Raw genomic sequence first — 16,935 nt, forward strand, 5'->3', positions numbered from 1 at the left:
GGCGGGAGCGCCGGCGGCGCACCCGGGACGGGGCCGAAGGGGTGAGGGCCCGAGGGGAGCGGGGGCGGGCGCCCGAGGGGTGGTCGGGCCTCCGGGGGAGGGGGCGGGACGGGACGGCCGGCTACTCCGCGGCCAGGTGGTCGGGGCCCGGGCTGAGGGTGCCGGCGGCGACGCCGGCCTGGGGTTGGCGGCGGGACGGTTCGCGGCCGGGTGGCTGGCTGCAGCGCGGCTGGGCCGGCGGGACGGTGGTGGGCACGGTGACCGGGGTGCCGGCCTTCACCTGGACCCCCTCGCCGTCGTGCCGCAGGTGGATCACCTCGCCGCGGCGCAGCGTGTACGTCGTGCCCTCGTGGGTGATCCGGACGCCCAGCAGCTGGCCGCGCACCAGCAGCGAGAAGCTGAGCTTCATCAGCCCGGACGGCAGCCGGGGCCGGAAGTTGAGGATCTCGCCGTGGTCGCGGAGCCCGCCGAAGCCGGCCACCAGGGCGATGCAGGCCCCGGCGAGCGAGGCCATGTGGAGGCCGTCGCGGGTGTTGCCGCCGAGGTCGTGCAGGTCCATCAGGGCCGCTTCGGCGGTGTAGTCGTACGCGAGGTCCAGCTGCCCGACCTCGGCGGCGATGACCGCCTGGGTGCAGGCGGAGAGCGAGGAGTCGCGGACGGTCAGCCGCTCGTAGTAGGCGAAGTTGCGGGCCTTCTGCTCGTCGGTGAAGGCGTCGCCGCGGACCTGCATGGCGAGGACCAGGTCGGCCTGCTTGACCACCTGCTTCCGGTACAGGTCGAAGTACGGGTAGTGGAGCAGCAGCGGGTAGTTCTCCGGCGGAGTGCGCTCGAAGTCCCAGACCTGGTGGTCGGTGAAGCCGTCGGCCTGCGGGTGGACGCCGAGGTTCTCGTCGTACGGGATGAACATCGCGGCGGCGGCGTCCCGCCAGGCGGCGGTCTCCTCGGTGTCGACGCCGAGCGCGGCGGCCTCGCCCGGGTGCCGGGCGGCCGCTTCGGCGGCGGCGCGCAGGTTGGTCTGCGCCATCAGGTTGGTGAAGACGTTGTTGTCGGCGACGGCGCTGTACTCGTCGGGCCCGGTGACGCCCTCGATGCGGAACTTGCCGATGGCGTCGTGGTGGCCGAGCGAGCGCCACATCCGGGCGGTCTCGACGAGCAGTTCCAGCCCGTACTCGCGCTCGAACTCGGCGTCCCCGGTGGCCCGGACGTAGCGGGCGACGGCGGCGGCGATGTCGGCGCCGATGTGGAAGGCCGCGGTGCCGGCCGGCCAGTAGCCGGAGCACTCCTCGCCGCGGATCGTCCGCCACGGGAACACCGCGCCGGCGAGGCCGAGTTGGGCCGCCCGGTCGCGGGCCAGCGGCAGGGTGGTGTAGCGCCAGCGGAGCGCCTGGTTGACGGCGGCCGGCAGGCAGTAGGTGAGCACCGGCAGGACGAAGGTCTCGGTGTCCCAGAAGCTGTGGCCGTCGTAGCCGGGGCCGGTCAGCCCCTTGGCGGGGATGGCCCGTTCCTCGCTCCGGGCGCCGGCCTGGAGGACGTGGAAGACGGCGAACCGGACGGCCTGCTGGAGTTCGACGTCGCCCTCGATCTCGACGTCGCTGGTCTCCCAGAACTCCTTGAGGAACTGGGCCTGTTCGGCCACCAGCCCGTCCCAGCCGGTGTACCGGGCGGCGGTCAGCGCGGCCTCCACCTGGTCCCGGACGGCGGGCTGCGAGCGGGTCGCGGACCAGCCGTAGGCCATGAACTTCACCAGTCGCAGCCGTTCGCCCGGCCGGAGCAGGGTGGTGACGCTGATCCGGCAGTGGTCGGCCTCCGCCTCGGCGACGGTGTCCAGCCCTTCCGGGCCCTCGATGACGTGGTCCATCCCGGCGGCGACCCGGATGCCGCTGTACCGGGTGCGGTGCACCAGGACGGCCTTGCTGCCGCCGGCGTGGTGCACCTCCCCGATCAGCGGGGCCTCCAGCACGGCGGCGGCCCGCGGGTCGCCCTCGGGGCCGCCGGGCAGCTGCTCGTTGGCGACCAGCTCCGACTGCAGGACGATCCGGATCGGCGCGTCCACCGCCTCGACGGTGTACTCGACGGCGGCGACGGCCCGTTGGGTGAGCGAGACCAGCCGGGTCGAGTTCACCCTGATGGTCCGCCCGGCCGGGGAGGTCCACTCGGCCTCGCGCCGCAGCAGCCCGTCCCGGAAGTCCAGCCAGCGGCGGTGGCCGAGCAGTTCGCCGTACCGGAGGTCGAAGGGCTCGTCGTCCACCAGCAGCCGGATGATCTTTCCGTTGGTGATGTTGATGACGCTCTGGCTGGACTCCGGGTAGCCGTAGCCGCCCTCGCCGTACGGCAGCGGGCGGAGTTCGAAGACGCCGTTCAGGTAGGTGCCGGGCAGGCCGTGCGGTTCGCCCTCGTCGAGGTTGGCGCGCAGGCCGATGTGGCCGTTGGAGAGGGCGAAGAGGGACTCGGCGCGGGCCATCGATTCCAGGTCGAGGCCCTGTTCGGCGATCTGCCAGGGGTCGACGCTGAAGTTGTCCAGGCCGGTCATGCCGTGTCTCCTTCGAGCAGCTCGGCGAGGTCGGTGACGACCACGGTGGCGCCGTCGCGGCGCAGTTCGGCGGCCTGGCCGGTGCGGTCCACGCCGACCACCGCCCCGAAGCCGCCGGCCCGGCCGGAGGCGACCCCGGCGAGGGCGTCCTCGAAGACGGCGGCGTGCGCGGGCTCGACGCCCAGGGCGCGGGCGGCGGCCAGGTAGGTGTCGGGCGCGGGCTTGCCCGGCAGATTCTCGCGCTTGGCGACGACGCCGTCCACGATCACGTCGAACAGCTCCTCGATCCCGGCGGCGCGCAGCACGTCCCGGCAGTTGGCGCTGGACGAGACGACCGCGCTGGGCAGCCCGTGGGCGCGCAGCCGCTGCACGTACGCCACCGAGCCCGGGTAGGGCTGGACGCCCTGCTCGCGGATCATCCGCAGCACGGTGTCGTTCTTGGCCAGGCTGATGCCGTGCACGGTGCGGGTGCCGGGCGGGTCGGCGTCGGTGCCCTCGGGCAGGTCGACGCCGCGGCTGTGCAGGAAGGCCCGGGTGCCGTCGAGTCTCGGGCGGCCGTCGACGTGGGTGTCGTAGTCGACGACGGCGTCGAAGGGCACGAACGGCTCGCCGGTGCGGGCCGCCTCGGCGCGCAGGAAGGCGTCGAAGGTGTCCTTCCAGGCCGCGGCGTGCACCTTCGCGGTCTGGGTGAGCACCCCGTCGAGGTCGAAGAGGAAAGCGCGGATGTCGTCCGGAAGCCCCAGCATGGGTGCAGTCTCACCCGCGGACGCGGGGAAGCCGCCGATTCCCGGCGGCGCGTCGCGGGAACGGGCGGCTCGGGCGGTCACCGGGGCCGGAGCGGGCGGGGCGGGGCCCGCCTCAGGGCGTGGGCGGCGCGGCGATCATCGCGAAGACGGCGCCCTGCGGGTCCTGGACGACCGCCATCCGGCCGGACTGCATGTCGAACGGCGGCTGGATCACCGAGCCGCCGGCCTTGACCAGGGCGTCCACGGTGGAGTCGGTGTCGTCCACCGAGAAGTAGGTCATCCAGTGCGCGGGCGTGCCGGGGGCGAGGTAGTCGGGGACCTGCTGCATGCCGCAGACGGTGCGGTCGCCGACGTTGAGCGAGTAGTAGCCCTCCATTCCCTGGACCGTCCCCGGGCGCAGGCCCAGGGCCCGGTGGTAGAAGCGGCCGGCCGCGTCGGTGTCGCCGGTGTTGAGCTCGTTCCAGACCAGCGCGCCGGGTTCGTTGACGATGCCGGCGCCGATGAAGTCCAGCTTCTGCCAGACGCCGAACACCGCGCCGGTCGGGTCGGCGGCGACCAGCATCCGGCCGACCGTGCCGACGTCCATGACCGGGTAGAGGATCGTGCCGCCGTTCCCGGCGACGGCGCTCTGGGTGGCGTCGGCGTCGTCCGAGGCCAGGTAGGTGGTCCAGGCGACCGGCGGGAGGGGCTGGCCCTCGGGGGCCGTCCGGGCCATGATCCCGGCGACCGGCCGGCCGTTCAGTGCGCACACGGCGTAACCGCCGAACTCGGGCGGGCCGATCTCGCCCTGCCAGCCGAACAGGTCGCGGTAGAAGTCGAGCGCGGCCTGCTGGTCGCCGGCCATCAGGTCGACCCAGCAGGGCGTACCGGGCTTGTACGGAGCGGTGACTACGGGCACTGCGGGGCCTCCAGGAGCACGGGTCCTCCGCGGGCGGGCGGCCGGACGGCGGTACACCGCCCACCATCGCCGGGCCGGCAGCGGCGCGCCACCGGACGGCGCCCGGCGGGCGACCCCGGGGAAACCGGCGCGCCGGGGGTCACACGGCGTGCCGGATCATGAGCGCGCCGGGTCACGAGGCGTGCTGGGGCGGCTTCACGAAGTACGGCTGCACCTTGCCGCTCTGGGCGTAGTCCTTGAGCCGGACGATCAGCTCGGCCCAGGTGCCGGCCACCATCGGCACGCCGTCCTCGCTGCCGGGCTGCCACCCGCCGTGGCGGAACAGCAGCCGGGTGCGGTCGGGCGCGTCGGGCTGCTCGGCGAGGTCCCAGCTGATCCAGGTGCCCGCCCAGTGCGGCGGGAAGGTGCCGACGTTCGTCCAGACCACGCGGTCCTGGTCGGCGCGTTCGAGCCGGAGCCGGAACGGCTCGGGGACGTCGGGGAAGTCGAAGAGCAGCACGTCGCCCTCGCGGTCCACCTCGGTGGTCCACCAGCTGGTGAGGCCGTCGTGGGTGTTCAGCGCGGCGAGGACGACGGCGCGGGGTGCCGCGATGTCGAACTGCAGGGCGATCTCGGCCATGAGGTCCGCCTTTCGGGCCTGCGCCCCCCTGCTCGGTCCCCCTCCGGCCACCATGGCACAGGGCCCGGGGTCGGCACACCCCGGGCCCGGTGCGGCCCCGCCGCCGCCACCGCGCGTCAGCCGTAGGAGACGTTGGAGCAGATGTCGTCGTCCGCCGAGCGGGCGTCGCCGGTGACGCTGGTGGGCAGCGGGGACGGCGCGGCGGGCGTGGTCGGGCCGCCGCCGGCGGTGCCCGGGGCAACCGCGCCGCCGGCGTTGGCCGCCGCGAAGTCCTTGCCGACGATCAGCGTGACGCCCGGCGAGGAGCCGGCCTCGACGGTCGCCCCGGGGAACAGCGCGGCGACCTTCTCGGCGTTCGCCTTCTGCCCGGAGCCGTACTCGATCATCGTGGTCGCGTACTTCAGGCTGGCCGCGTTGCCCGCCTTGGTGGCGGTGAACTTCGCCGCCTTGAGCACCTCGCTCGCCCTGTCCCCCGCCCCCTTGGTGGTGGTCCCGTTGTAGACGGTCACCTTGATCGAGGCGTTGCCGGCGTCGGCCGCCGGGGAGGGCCCGGACCCGGTCGCGGTCGGCGCGGCGGGCGTGGTCGCGGCGGCGGTGCCGGTGGCGGGCGCGTCGGGCTGCTGGCCGGTGGCGTTCTGGCCGTCGATGGTCCGGTCGGCCTTGAGGGTGTCCCAGAGCTTGTTGGCGTCCGGCTGGACGATGTCGATGTTCTTGTCCTGGGTGCGGTAGCGCCAGGGCAGCGTGACGAACTTGAGGTCGTGCATGTCGATGTTCTTCAGCGACAGGCCGAAGGACATCAGCTTGTCCACCGAGTCGAGGCCGGGGTCGACGGTCATCGACTTGGTGGCGGCGTCGGCGAGCGGCAGCAGGGTGGTGGGGTTGAGCCCCTGCTTCTTGATCTTCGAGGCGAGCGAGCCGAGGAAGGCCTGCTGACGCTTCATCCGGCCGACGTCGGAGCCGTCGCCGATGCCGTGCCGCAGGCGGACGTAGTCGAGCGCCTGCTGCCCCTCGACCTTCTGCTGGCCCGCCTTGAGGACCTCGTTGCCCTTCTTCGGGAGGTTGGGGTTGATGTCCCCCTCGTAGATCGCCTTCGGCAGGCAGACGTCCACGCCGTCCACGGCCTTGGTCATCGCGGAGAAGCCCTGGAAGTCGACCACGATGGTGTGGTCGACGCGGATGCCGGTGAGCTTCTCGACGGTGTTCTGGGTGCAGGCCGGGTTGCCGTCGTCGCTGCCGCCGGTCGAGAACGCGGCGTTGAAGAGGTCGCTGCCGGTCCCCTTGGTCCACTTGCCGTTCGGCAGCTTGCAGGAGGGGATCGCCACCATGGCGTTGCGCGGGATGGAGATGCCGACGGCGTGCTTGTGGTCGGCGTAGACGTGCAGCAGGATCGTGGTGTCCGAGCGGGCGCCGCCGTCCTCGCCGCCGCCGAGGTCGGCGTTGTTCTTGCCGCGGCTGTCCGAACCGATCAGCAGGACGTTCACCGGCTTGTTGCCGTCCGCGTCGGCCTGCGCCTCCGGCGGCCGGTCGGTGGCGATGGCGTCGCCGTCGAAGGCCTTGATGTTGCCGTTGAGCTTGAAGTAGATCGCGCCGCCCGCGCCGGCTATCAGCACCAGCACGCCGGCCGCCGACCAGGCGACGATCTTCTTCACGTTCTTCTTGGGCTTGCGGCTGTTCCGGGCCGCCGCCCGGCCGCCGGCCGCCGGTGCCTCGGGCGCCGGCTGGCCGCCCTTGCCCTGGGCCGCGCGCCGCGCCTCGGCCCGCCCCCCGGTCCGCGGCTGCGGCACCCCGGCGTCGCCACCGTCGGTCGTGAGCGCACCGGGCGCGTCGTCACCACGAGCCGGACCCTCGCCCCACTGACCTGACATCCGTGTACCTTTCACCGGTGGACGCGGCACCCGTACGTCCGGGCGCACTGCACACAGAGAGACGGCCGGAACCGGCGTCGGGTTGCACATACGAAGGTCGTAATGACCGATGAACGCCCCCCGGGACCTGCCCCCGCATCCCCTCCGGAGCCCCCGCAGTCACAAGGGGCCCTCTCGGAGCATACAAGCCAGTCATATTTGTCCTACCGTCGTCAGGAACCGCTGGGCCACGGCCCGGTGGCCCCTCCGGGGACCGGCGGTGACGACCCCCGGAAAGCCCGTTTCCGCAGCTACCTGCCACCCCCCTCGGTCGGCACGCGAGACGTCCCGTAGATTGCAGAGGACCGTGCCAGGCCGTGCTCGGTTCGGAAACGGGGGGATGACCATGGCCGTGTTGACGAGGACCGCCCACGACCGGGGCTCGCTCGCCGGGATGGCGGAGTGCGATCCGGAGCTGGAGGCCCGGCTGCGCCGGGGCCTGGAGGCGACCGAGGACCAGCTGCGCGCCTGCGTGGCCGAGGCCCGGCACCCGGCCGTGGCCGCGCTGGCCGGCCAGGTGGTCACCGGCGGCGGCAAGCGGCTGCGCCCCCTGATGGTGCTGCTCGGCGCCGAGTTCGGGGACCACGCCCGGCCCGGGGTGACCGACGCCGCGATGCTGGTCGAGCTCGTCCACGCCGCGTCGCTCTGCCACGACGACGTGATGGACCAGGCCGGCACCCGCCGCGGCGCCCCCAGCGTCAACGCCGTGCACGGGAACCGGACCGCCGTCCTCACCGGCAACTGGCTGCTCGCCAAGGGCGGCGCCATCGCGGCCGGGCTGGAGCGGCAGGGCCTGCTGCTGCACACCCGGGTCACCGAGCGGCTGGTCGCGGGTCAGGTGCGGGAGCTCACCGGGCCCGCCGCCGGTTCCTCCCCCGCGGACGCGCTGGCGCACTACTTCGCCGTCATCTCCGGCAAGTCGGCCTCGCTGATCTCCGTCTCGCTGCGGCTCGGCGCCGTCCAGGCCGCCGCCCCCGACGTGCTCGTCCGGGCGCTCGGCGAGTACGGCGAGCACCTCGGCCTCGCCTTCCAGATCTCCGACGACCTGCTCGACATCACCTCGGACTCCTCGGTGTCCGGCAAGGAGCAGGGCAAGGACCTCGCGGCCGGGGTGTCGAGCCTCCCGGTCCTGCTCGCGCTGGCCGACGAGCGGCCGAAGGCCCGCAAGCTGCGCGAGCTGCTGACCTCCGGCCGCCCCACCACCGCCCGGCAGCACCGGCGGCTGCTGGCCCAGCTGCGGGCGTCGGACGCGATGGCCGAAGCCCGGGCGATGATGCACGACCAGCTCGGGCTGGCCCGGGCCGCGCTCGCCGACGTGCCGGACGGGCCGGCGCGGGACGTGCTCGACTCGATCTGCGACTTCGTGGCGCGCCGGGACCGCTGAGGCGGCGGTCCCGGCGCGGCCGGTCAGCTCTCGATGACGCGGCGGAACAGGACCGTGTCGAAGACGTCCTCCATCCGGACCGCCGCGCCGTCCCGCAGGGTCCAGGAGTGGATGAAGGGGAGCGTCTCGGTCGTCCCGCGCACCGAGGTGACCTGCCGGACGCCGAAGACCACCACCCGGTCGCCGGCGGCCACGAACTCCTGGGGTTCGAGCCGCATCCCGCCGACCACCGCGGGCACCCTGGAGAGGAAGTCGAGCACCCCGGCGTGGCCGTGCTTGGTGCCGCCGAGGCCGTAGTCGGCCATGCCGTCCGGGTGCACCCACTCGACCTGCGGGTCGAGGGTCCCCAGCAGGGCCGCCACGTCGCGGTCGTGGAAGGCCCGGTAGGCGCGCTCGATCACGGCCCGGTTCCGGGCGTCGGCGCCGCTCGGTGCGGCGGGCGTGCGGTCGCTGATGTCCGTCATGACGCCCCTCATCCCTTCGCCGCGACGAGCCGGCCGGCGCCGACGTGCCGCGGGTGCATCGCCCGCAGGGTCCGCTCGATGCCGTCCCGCCAGTCGACGGTGCACGGGCCGGTCAGCCGGCGCCGCAGCGTCGGGTCGAACCGGTAGGTCTCCCGGGTGACCTCGCTCGGGACGAGATCGGCGGTGACCCCGGTCAGCTCCTCCAGGTGGCGGATGCAGTCGGTGATCCCGACCGGCTGGTCGCCGCCCCAGTTGACCACCGTGGCCGGCACCGAGGCGGCCCGCCAGAGCGGCGGCACCTGCGCCACCAGGTCGTCGGTGTGCAGCGGGGAGCACCAGTTCTGGCCCTCCAGCGGCACCGCGATCGGCTGCCCGGCCAGCATCGCCTTGAAGTAGAGCATCGGCACGCCGCCGTAACTGCCCGGTCCGTAGGCGATGTTGAGCCGCGCGATGGTGGTGGGCAGGCCGAGCACCCGGGCGAAGGCGCGCACCGCGCCCTCGGTGGCGAGCTTGCCCATCGGGTAGGCGGGCAGCCAGTCGGCGGAGCCGTCCACCGGGTCGTCCTCGGTGTAGGCGTGGTCCAGGGTCTGCCGCTTGTAGAGGGCGCCGGTGGAGACGTAGAGGAACGCCTCGGCGGTGCGGCAGTGCGTCATCAGCCGGCCGGTGGCCACCGCGTTGATCTCGGCCGTGGCGTTGAAGTCGCCGTCCTCGCCGCGGTGCACGGCGGAGTGCAGCACGTGGGTGAAGTCCTCCGGCAGCCCGGCGAGCGCCAGGTCCGAGCCGTCCGCCATGTCCCACCGCCGGGTGGTGACGCCCCGGGCGGCCAGCTCCCGTTCGACGCCCGGTGCCCCGAACCGGCCGATGCACCAGACCTCGTTCCGCTCGGCCAGTGCCTCCGCGACCGGCCGGGCGACCTGCCCGGTGCCGCCGGTGATCAGGATCTTCCCGCCCCGCATGAAATCGTCCCCCGTCGTCATCGGTTCCCTCACACTCCCCGCCGCACCGCGAGGGCGTCGGCCCCGGCGAGTGCGCGGTCCAGCTCCCGCCGCAGGACCGCCTGGAAGGCGGCCACGTGGCGCGGTCCCATCAGGGTGTAGTGCTCGCCCGGCACCTCCAGGTACCGGTTCTCCTCCCGGCTGTGCTCGTCCCAGCGGCGCAGCTCGTTGTTCAGCCAGTCCTCGCGGGTGCCGCGCAGCGGGATCGCGTGGAAGACCGTCATCGAGCGCACGGTGCCGCTCGGCGCGTACGTCCGGCCGAGGCCGGTCAGGGTGTCGGCGATCTCCGCCCAGGTGGCGAACCGGGCGGCGTCCAGGTCGAGTTCGGCGACGCGCCGCGGCGGCGCCAGCCCGATGATCCGGGCCGCCTGCTCCTCCCGGGGCAGGTGCCGGACGGCGTCCGGGAGTTCGCGGGCCTGCCGCTTGTCGATCAGCTCCAGGAACAGCGCGAGGTGCGCGGCGGTCTCCGGGAAGTCCAGCTCGTCCATCCGGTACTTGATGTGCGGCGGCAGGTTGAAGCTGCCGACGAAGTCGACCCGCTCGCCCCGCGACTCCAGCACCTTGGCGATCTCGAACGCGACCGCGGCGCCGTAGGAGTAGCCGGCCACCGCGTACGGGCCCCGCGGCTGCGTGGCGCGGATGGCGTCCACGTAGCTGTCGACCATCTCCTCGAAGGAGACGAAGGGCTTCTCGCCGTCGTTGAAGCCGCGGGCCCGCAGGGCGTAGAAGGGGCGGTCGCCGACGAAGTACTTGGCGAGGTTGACGAAGACGAGCACCTCGCCGACGCCCGGGTGGACGCAGAACAGCGGGGTCTTGCCGCCCCCGGTCTGCATCGGCACCAGCGGGTCGTACGGGCGCGGGCCGGGGCCGGCCGGTTCGATGAGCCGGGCGGCGAGCGCGCGGATCGTCGGCGCGGTCAGCACGGTGATCACCTCCAGGCCGGTGACGCCCAGCCGTTCGGCCACCTTGGCGCGCAGCCGCAGGATGTCCAACGAGGTGCCGCCCAGGTCGAAGAAGCCGGCGGTGGCGCTGATCTCCGCCGGGTCGCAGTCGAACAGCTCGCCGTAGATCTCGGCGAGGGTCCGCTCGACCTCGCCCTCGGGCGGGGTGTGGCCGCCGAGCATGCGCAGCGTCAGTTCGGCCGTTCCGCGCTGCTGCCGTTCGTAGTCGCCGGCCTCCAGGCGCCGGCGCATCAGCGCGCGCTGGATCTTGCCGAGGCTGGTCTTGGGGAAGGCCTCGGCGGGCAGCGGCAGGACGAGGGCGGGCCGGAAGCCCCAGTGCGTCACGACGGTGGCGCGGATCGCGTTGAGCACCCGGTACAGGCCGGCGTCGTCCCCGTCCGGCAGCTCGGGGTGGAAGGCGATCACCAGCTGCTCGGTGTCGCTGCCGGCCGGCCGGGTGGGGAACGCGGCCACGTAGGAGCGGGCGACGCCGTCGAGCGGTTCGAGGGCGGCCTCGATGTCGTGGCTGAAGTGGTTGACGCCGTTGACGATGACGCTGTCCTTGCTGCGTCCGACCAGGGTCAGCCGCCCGTCGTCGAGCCGGCCGAGGTCGCCGCTGCGGAACCAGCCGTCGGCGGAGAAGGCGTCCGCGGTGGCCCGCGGGTCTCGGTAGTAGCCGCGGGTGATCATCGGGCCGGAGAACTGGACCTCGCCGGTCGCGCCCTCGGGCAGCGGCCGGTCGTGCCCGTCGGCGATCCGGATGCCCAGGCCGGCCACCGGGGTGCCGAGGTTGGCGAACTCGGCGCCGCGGTCGGTGTCCGGGAAGCCGCGGCGGGAGTAGACGCTGCCGGCGCAGGTCTCGGTCATCCCGAAGGCGGGCCAGAGCGTGTCGCGGGCCAGGCCGTACGGCGCGAGGAGCTCCAGAAACGTTTCTCCGGTGCCGACCACGACGGCCTCGCCGCCGCTGATGATCTGCCGCACCCGGCCGAGATCGAGCCGCTCGCCGGAGTCCGCCAGCCGGCCGGCGGCCGCGTTGACCAGCCCGAGCAGGAAGTTGGGCGCGAAGGTCATGGTGACGCCGTGCCGGGAGAGCAGCCGCGGGAACTCCAGCGGGTCGCCGAGCACCACGGCGGGGGCCACGTGCACCTGGCGGCTGCCGGTGGACAGCGGCAGCAGGTGGCACTCCAGCAGGGCCGCGACGTGGTCGAAGGAGACCCAGTTCAGCGTGACGTCCCCGGCGCCGAGCCGGTGGTGGCCGTTCTTCGCGGCCATCGAGGCGAGCAGGTTGGCGTGACTGAGCATCACCGCCTTGGAGTTGCTCGTCGAACCGGAGGTCAGCATCAGGACGGCGGTGTCCTCCGGCGCCGCGTGGTGCAGCTCCGCCGCGGGCTCGCCGTCCAGCTCCTCCAGGACCGCCACCGGGCGGTCGTCGCCCGCCGGGAGGGCGGCCGCGAGGGCCGCGGCGGTGATCGTCAGCGGGCCGTCCAGCAGGCTTGCGACGTGGTCGAGTTGGGCCGCCCAGCGCTCCGGGTCGGCGGCGGCCGGGGCGGCCAGCGGGCAGGGGACGAAGCCGCCGAGCACGGCGCCCCAGAAGGCCGGCAGGAAGTCCTGGGAGCGGTCCAGGATCAGCACCACCCGGTCGCCGGGGCGCAGCCCCTTCGCGCGCAGGCCGGTCAGGATCCGGCGGGCGGCGAGGAGGAGTTCGGGGTGGCTCTGCTCGACCAGGCCGGCGCCGGCGGCGCCCAGAGCATGGCCGAGGCCGGTGGTGGGATGGTGCCGGGCGGCGGCGAGCAACAGGTCGGTGAGGTTTCTGGGGGGATTCACGGCCGTCTGTCTCCTGGTCTCAAGGCAGCGCGCCGGGGAAGGGACACGCCGAACAGGGCGAGGGACGGGACTCCTCCGGGAGTCCGCGAGCGTGACGTGTCAGGGCCGTTCAGCGCCGGGGTGCCGACGGCGGCACCGCCCGCCACCGCGCCGTCGCGCCGGTGATGGGTGAACTCGGTTGGTGGTGAAGCTGGTTGGTCCCCGTGTGGCTTGTGGTCACAGGCCTTACCGTAAAGTCGAAGTCCGCCCGTCCCACGAGGCCGGTTCGTGGTTGGCCGGAAGGGGACAAGGTCGCAACGGGCTGTGAGGGCGGCGACACCACTCGTGATAAAACCGGAATCGGTGGTTTTCCATTTCGGGGGGTGGATGCAGCTTGGTGTCAGGCCGGCCGGAGATCCACCGCTTTGGTGGCATGAATATCGGCACTTGGTATAGGGGCGACCTGCGGCGCTGTCCGACATCGCCGGCCGAGCCCGCTCCCGAACCCGCTCTCCACTGCCCTGACCAGGCCATTTTTACAATGGTTGACGGACTTCGAACAAGAGAACTACTGTCGGGCAAAGGTGATCTGATCGGGCGTCACCTTCTTTCGTTCTGGATTGAACAGTTGAAGAAAGAATCTGCTGATAAAGAAGATCACCACGGTGAGGGGGACATCGTGACCAGCGCCTCGGCGGGTTCGCCGAACGGGCGGCCGAACGAGCGGCCGAACGGGCGGCCCGAAACGGGCGACGCCACGCCCGCGGAACACGCCGCACACGTCGAGAAGACGCTGCTCCAGGCCCGGGCCCTGATCGAGTCCACCGTCTCCCTCTACCGACGCCGCCCCGACCCGGGCACCACCGCCCCGCACAGCGACGTCGCCGTGCTCGGCGAGGCCGTGGAGCAGTTGGTCTTCCGCGCCCGGCACTCCGTCTGCGTCGCCCTCCCCGATGCCGACGTCTTCGCCCTGATCGCCCGCAAGGCCCTGGCCGAGCTGGCCCCCGGCCCGGTCGTCCGGCTGCTGTGCGCGCCCCAGGTCGCCGACGCGGAGCTCGGCGCGCTCGCCCGGTCGCCCGGCGCCCGGTTCGAGATCCGGGTCTCCGAGGCCGAGTTGCGCGACATCGTCATCGCCGACGGCACCACCGCGCTGGTCCGGGCCGGCGCCGGCAGCGCCAAGGGACAGGCCACCCTCGTGAACGACCGGGCCGCGGTCCGGGCCCTGGAACTGCTCTTCGCCGGCGCCTGGTCCGGCGGTCGCAAGCTCGACGACCACCTGGCGCTCAGCCCCAGGCTGCTCGGCGACCTCACCCGCCGCATCCTGGAACGCCTGCGGAACGGCTACACCGACGACGCCGCCGCGCGCGACCTCAACATGTCCCTGCGCACCTACCGGCGGCACGTCGCCGAGATCATGCGCGAACTCAACGCCAGCTCCCGCTTCCAGGCCGGGGTGCGGGCGGTCGAACTGGGGCTGCTCCTCGAGTAGCCGGCCCGGAGGATCAGGTCGGGCCGCCGCACCGGGGTGCGGCGGCACAACGCGTGCACCCCACGACGAAGGAGGAGCTCCATGCGGCCCGGCGACGGCTGACGACGACGCGCACAGGTGTGCCCGCCCTCGCGGGTGTCCCCCGGGCCGGAGGCCGGGGCGTGACGCCCCGCCCGGCCGGCACCGCCCCTCTCCACCACGGGGGGACACCGTGACCCGCCCCCTGCGGCCGGCCACGGGGCAGCGAGAACACCAACGGGGGACGGTGAGCAGGACGTGTCCATCAAGGCCGAGGACGAGCTGGAACGGGCTCTCCTCGAAGTACGGGCGCTGATCGAGTCCACGGTGGCCATCCACCGGGACCGCAGCATCCGCGCGCAACAGATCTCCACGGTGGACGGCGGCTACCGCCCCGTGCTCCGTACCGCCGCGGCCCTGATCCGCGGCGCGGTCCGCACCATCGACATCGTGCACGCCCGGATGCCCGGCACCGAGGAACAGCCCGACCGCGGCGAGCAGGCCGAGCGCAAGCTGATCTACGCGGCCGCCGAGACCTCCACGGTCCGGCTGCTGACCAGCCCGCACCTGGTCGACGAGGACTTCGTCCGGGAACAGCTCGCCCTGGAACGGCCGGTGGCGATCCGGATCGCCCGGGTGCCACCGCTGCAGGCCCTCCTGGTCGACGGCACCACCGCCCTGGTGGTGGCCGAGGCGGCGACCGGGGTGCGGGCCTCGGTGATCCAGAAACCGGAGGTGCTGCACACCCTCGGCACGCTGTTCGAGAGCGTGTGGCGCAACGCCGTACCGGCCGGCGAGCGGATCGTCTTCGGCGACCGCGACCGGGCGGCGCTCGCCCAGCAGATCCTCGGCGCGCTGCGGGCCGGCGTCACCGACGAGGTGGCCGCCCGCGAGCTGACCGTCTCGGTGCGCACCTACCGCCGGCACGTCGCCGAGATCATGGCCCTGCTCGGCGCCCAGTCCCGCTTCCAGGCGGGCGTGCGCGCCGCCGAACTCGGCCTGCTGCGCCCGGTGCGGCCGGCTCCGCCGGGGGGCGAAGGAGTGCCGCCGAAGTAGCCGGCCGGCCCGTCCGGTCCCCCCGGATGGCAGCTTCCTGAAACGTCCGTTGCCGCCCGGGCGACGCCCGCAGTTGTATGGGCCGCGGAAAGGGAATCCGGCTCGGACGGGACGCCGGAAATCCCTTCCCGGCGTCCCGCGACTTCCCCCGAGTCGCCGGCCGCCGGCGCGGGGGTCCACCGCTCCGGAAAACCTCCGGCGGCGGATCCCCGCTCCCCCGGTGAATACGGCGCGGAAGGCGGGTCCATGGATCGGAAACCGATTGGCCTGGTGTTCCCCGGACAGGGGACCCAGAAGGCGAAAATGGGCGAGCCGTGGCGGGAAACCCCGTCCTGGGAACTCGTCGGGGAAATCTCCGAGGTCACCGGGGAGGACCTCCGCGAACTGCTCCTGGACACCCCGGACGAGCACCTGCGGCGCACCGACCTGGCCCAGCTGGCCGTCTTCACGGTCGCCGTGGTCGCGTACGCGGAGGCGGTCCGCCGCGACGCGCTCGGCGGACCGGTGGCCGCCGTGGCCGGCCACAGCCTCGGCGAGTACGCCGCGCTGACCGCCGCCGGCGCGCTCACCCTGCCCGCCGCGGCCGCCCTGGTCGCGGAACGCGGCCGGGCCATGCGGGCGGCCGCCGAGCAGCACCCGGGCACCATGGGCGTCCTGGTCGCGGCCCCGCTGGAAGAGGTCGCGGAGCTCGTCGAGCGGGTCCGCGCGGACGGCGCCGAGCTGTGGGTCGCCAACGTCAACGCGCCCGGCCAGACGGTGGTCTCCGGCTCCGCCGGGGGCGTCGACCGGATCGAGGCCGAGGCGCCCTCGATCGGCGCCAAGCTGATCCGCCTCCAGGTCGGCGGGGCCTTCCACAGCCCGTACATGGCCCCGGCCGCGGAACGGCTGCGGATCGCGCTGAAGAACACCGCGTTCGCCCCCGTCCACCTGCCGGTCGTCGCCAACGCCGACGCCGAGGTGTACCGCGGCGACTGCGACTGGCCCGCGCTGGCCACCCGTCAGCTCACCTCGCCGGTGCTCTGGGAGCCGGCCGTGCGCACCCTGACCGGGCCGCTCGGCTGCCACCGGCTGGTCGAGGTCGGCCCCGGGAAGACCCTGGCGGGACTGGTCCGCCGGATCACCCCGGACACCGAGGTGGTGTCCCTGAACAGCCCGGCGGCGCTGGGCTGACCGGCGCCCGCGACCACCACGCCGACAAGGAGAACCACCCCATGGCGCTTGGCACCGAGAGCATCTGGCTGCGCCGGTACCCCACCGTCACGACCCCCCGGCTGCGCCTGCTCTGCCTGCCGCACGCCGGCGGCGCGGCCGGCTTCTTCCACAGCTGGGGGCACGCCTTCGGCGACGACGTCGAAGTGCTCGCGGTGCGCTACCCCGGCCGCCAGGAACGGATCGCGGAGGACCCGTGGACCGCCCTGGAGGACCTCGCCGACGCGATCGCCGACGAACTGCCCCCGTACCTGGACACCCCGCTGGCGGTCTTCGGCCACAGCATGGGCGCCACCCTCGGCTACGAGGTCACGCTGCGGCTGGCCCAGCGGTACCACGCCGCGCCCTCGCTGCTGATGGTCTCCTGCCGCAAGGCCCCGCACCTGCTCACCCCGCGCACCGCGGCCTTCGGCACCGACGAGGAACTGCTCGCCGAGGTGCACAAGCTGGGCGGCACCGACTCCGCGCTGCTGGCCGACGCGGACCTGCGCGACCTGGTGCTGCCCGCCCTCCGGGCCGACTTCCGGGCCGTCGCCCGCTACACCGCGCGCCCCGGGGTCCCGCTGCCCTGCCCCGTCGTCGGCTACGTCGGCGACCGCGACCCGGACGTCGGCCCCGACGAGGTGGCCGGCTGGGCCCGGACCGCCCCGCTCGGCTTCGAGCTCAAGGTGCTGCCGGGCGGCCACTTCTACCTGGTCGACCAGCGCGACGCGCTGATCGCCGACATCCGCGCCCGGCTGGCCCGATAGCCGCCGGCCGGCCGGACCCGAATTCCCCGGCGGCGGTGGCAGGTTGTTGCAGCCGTCGTTGTGAGAAAAGAACACCGCGCGCAGACTTTCGGTGCGCGTCACCCCGCCGCACATTCCGCGGCGATCCCGC

At 73.5% G+C, this 16,935-nt stretch carries 13 protein-coding genes; 5 read left to right on the top strand and 8 right to left on the bottom strand.

The genetic code is table 11. The features are described from left to right. Nucleotides 1-121 precede the first annotated feature (121 nt). From ACFVHB_RS24320 to ACFVHB_RS24340, 5 genes are all read right to left on the bottom strand, one after another. Nucleotides 122-2,530, bottom strand: coding sequence for a glycoside hydrolase family 65 protein (locus tag ACFVHB_RS24320; protein WP_380326021.1), 2,409 nt, complete (start codon nt 2,528-2,530; stop codon nt 122-124). Then, nucleotides 2,527-3,276 carry an HAD family hydrolase gene (locus tag ACFVHB_RS24325; RefSeq protein WP_380326024.1) on the bottom strand — a complete coding sequence of 250 codons (750 nt, stop codon included), beginning with the start codon at nt 3,274-3,276 and terminating at the stop codon, nt 2,527-2,529. The genes ACFVHB_RS24320 and ACFVHB_RS24325 overlap by 4 nt, the downstream gene beginning before the upstream one ends. A 112-nt stretch (nt 3,277-3,388) precedes the next feature. Then, nucleotides 3,389-4,174 carry a VOC family protein gene (locus ACFVHB_RS24330; RefSeq protein ID WP_380326027.1) on the bottom strand — a complete coding sequence of 262 codons (786 nt, stop codon included), beginning with the start codon at nt 4,172-4,174 and terminating at the stop codon, nt 3,389-3,391. Between the two features lie 172 nt (nt 4,175-4,346). Further along, nucleotides 4,347-4,793, bottom strand: a complete 447-nt coding sequence (locus tag ACFVHB_RS24335; protein ID WP_380326030.1) for an SRPBCC domain-containing protein — start codon at nt 4,791-4,793, stop codon at nt 4,347-4,349. A gap of 116 nt (nt 4,794-4,909) precedes the next feature. Further along, nucleotides 4,910-6,658: an LCP family protein gene (locus tag ACFVHB_RS24340; protein ID WP_380326032.1), complete on the bottom strand. Its 1,749-nt coding sequence runs from the start codon at nt 6,656-6,658 to the stop codon at nt 4,910-4,912. Between the two features lie 385 nt (nt 6,659-7,043). Between ACFVHB_RS24340 and ACFVHB_RS24345 the strand changes: the two genes are divergently transcribed. Further along, nucleotides 7,044-8,081, top strand: coding sequence for a polyprenyl synthetase family protein (locus tag ACFVHB_RS24345; RefSeq protein WP_380326035.1), 1,038 nt, complete (start codon nt 7,044-7,046; stop codon nt 8,079-8,081). 23 nt (nt 8,082-8,104) lie between these two features. On the opposite strand, the gene ACFVHB_RS24350 is transcribed toward ACFVHB_RS24345, so the two are convergent. The 3 genes from ACFVHB_RS24350 to ACFVHB_RS24360 are packed head-to-tail and all read right to left on the bottom strand — an operon-like array spanning nt 8,105 to nt 12,305. Then, nucleotides 8,105-8,545, bottom strand: coding sequence for a nuclear transport factor 2 family protein (locus ACFVHB_RS24350; RefSeq protein ID WP_380326037.1), 441 nt, complete (start codon nt 8,543-8,545; stop codon nt 8,105-8,107). 8 nt (nt 8,546-8,553) lie between these two features. Further along, nucleotides 8,554-9,501: an NAD-dependent epimerase/dehydratase family protein gene (locus ACFVHB_RS24355; protein ID WP_380326120.1), complete on the bottom strand. Its 948-nt coding sequence runs from the start codon at nt 9,499-9,501 to the stop codon at nt 8,554-8,556. A gap of 29 nt (nt 9,502-9,530) precedes the next feature. Further along, on the bottom strand, nt 9,531-12,305 hold the full coding sequence (locus tag ACFVHB_RS24360; protein ID WP_380326039.1) for an AMP-binding protein: 2,775 nt from the start codon (nt 12,303-12,305) through the stop codon (nt 9,531-9,533). A gap of 658 nt (nt 12,306-12,963) precedes the next feature. On the opposite strand from ACFVHB_RS24360, the gene ACFVHB_RS24365 reads away from it, so the two are divergent. From ACFVHB_RS24365 to ACFVHB_RS24380, 4 genes are all read left to right on the top strand, one after another. Next, a complete protein-coding gene (locus ACFVHB_RS24365; RefSeq protein WP_380326042.1) occupies nt 12,964-13,773 on the top strand; it encodes a DNA-binding response regulator in 810 nt (269 codons plus the stop codon). Between the two features lie 276 nt (nt 13,774-14,049). Beyond that, nucleotides 14,050-14,847, top strand: a complete 798-nt coding sequence (locus ACFVHB_RS24370) for a LuxR family transcriptional regulator (RefSeq protein ID WP_380326045.1) — start codon at nt 14,050-14,052, stop codon at nt 14,845-14,847. 246 nt (nt 14,848-15,093) lie between these two features. After that, the gene (locus ACFVHB_RS24375) at nt 15,094-16,017 is read left to right on the top strand and encodes an ACP S-malonyltransferase (protein ID WP_380326048.1); all 924 of its coding nucleotides are present in this window, start codon (nt 15,094-15,096) and stop codon (nt 16,015-16,017) included. A 41-nt stretch (nt 16,018-16,058) separates the two neighbouring features. Then, on the top strand, nt 16,059-16,805 hold the full coding sequence (locus tag ACFVHB_RS24380) for a thioesterase II family protein (RefSeq protein WP_380326051.1): 747 nt from the start codon (nt 16,059-16,061) through the stop codon (nt 16,803-16,805). The last annotated feature ends 130 nt before the right edge of the window (nt 16,806-16,935 follow it).

The sequence above is a fragment of the Kitasatospora sp. NPDC127111 genome (assembly GCF_042677465.1).
Lineage (GTDB): Bacteria > Actinomycetota > Actinomycetes > Streptomycetales > Streptomycetaceae > Kitasatospora.

Bases quoted from the DNA above. Each gene is read 5' to 3' on its own strand.
- ACFVHB_RS24320 (WP_380326021.1), bottom strand. From the start codon at position 2,530: ATGACCGGCCTGGACAACTTCAGCGTCGACCCCTGGCAGATCGCCGAA.
- ACFVHB_RS24325 (WP_380326024.1), bottom strand. From the start codon at position 3,276: ATGCTGGGGCTTCCGGACGACATCCGCGCTTTCCTCTTCGACCTCGAC.
- ACFVHB_RS24335 (WP_380326030.1), bottom strand. From the start codon at position 4,793: ATGGCCGAGATCGCCCTGCAGTTCGACATCGCGGCACCCCGCGCCGTC.
- ACFVHB_RS24340 (WP_380326032.1), bottom strand. From the start codon at position 6,658: ATGTCAGGTCAGTGGGGCGAGGGTCCGGCTCGTGGTGACGACGCGCCC.
- ACFVHB_RS24345 (WP_380326035.1), top strand. From the start codon at position 7,044: ATGGCCGTGTTGACGAGGACCGCCCACGACCGGGGCTCGCTCGCCGGG.
- ACFVHB_RS24350 (WP_380326037.1), bottom strand. From the start codon at position 8,545: ATGACGGACATCAGCGACCGCACGCCCGCCGCACCGAGCGGCGCCGAC.
- ACFVHB_RS24355 (WP_380326120.1), bottom strand. From the start codon at position 9,501: ATGCGGGGCGGGAAGATCCTGATCACCGGCGGCACCGGGCAGGTCGCC.
- ACFVHB_RS24375 (WP_380326048.1), top strand. From the start codon at position 15,094: ATGGATCGGAAACCGATTGGCCTGGTGTTCCCCGGACAGGGGACCCAG.
- ACFVHB_RS24380 (WP_380326051.1), top strand. From the start codon at position 16,059: ATGGCGCTTGGCACCGAGAGCATCTGGCTGCGCCGGTACCCCACCGTC.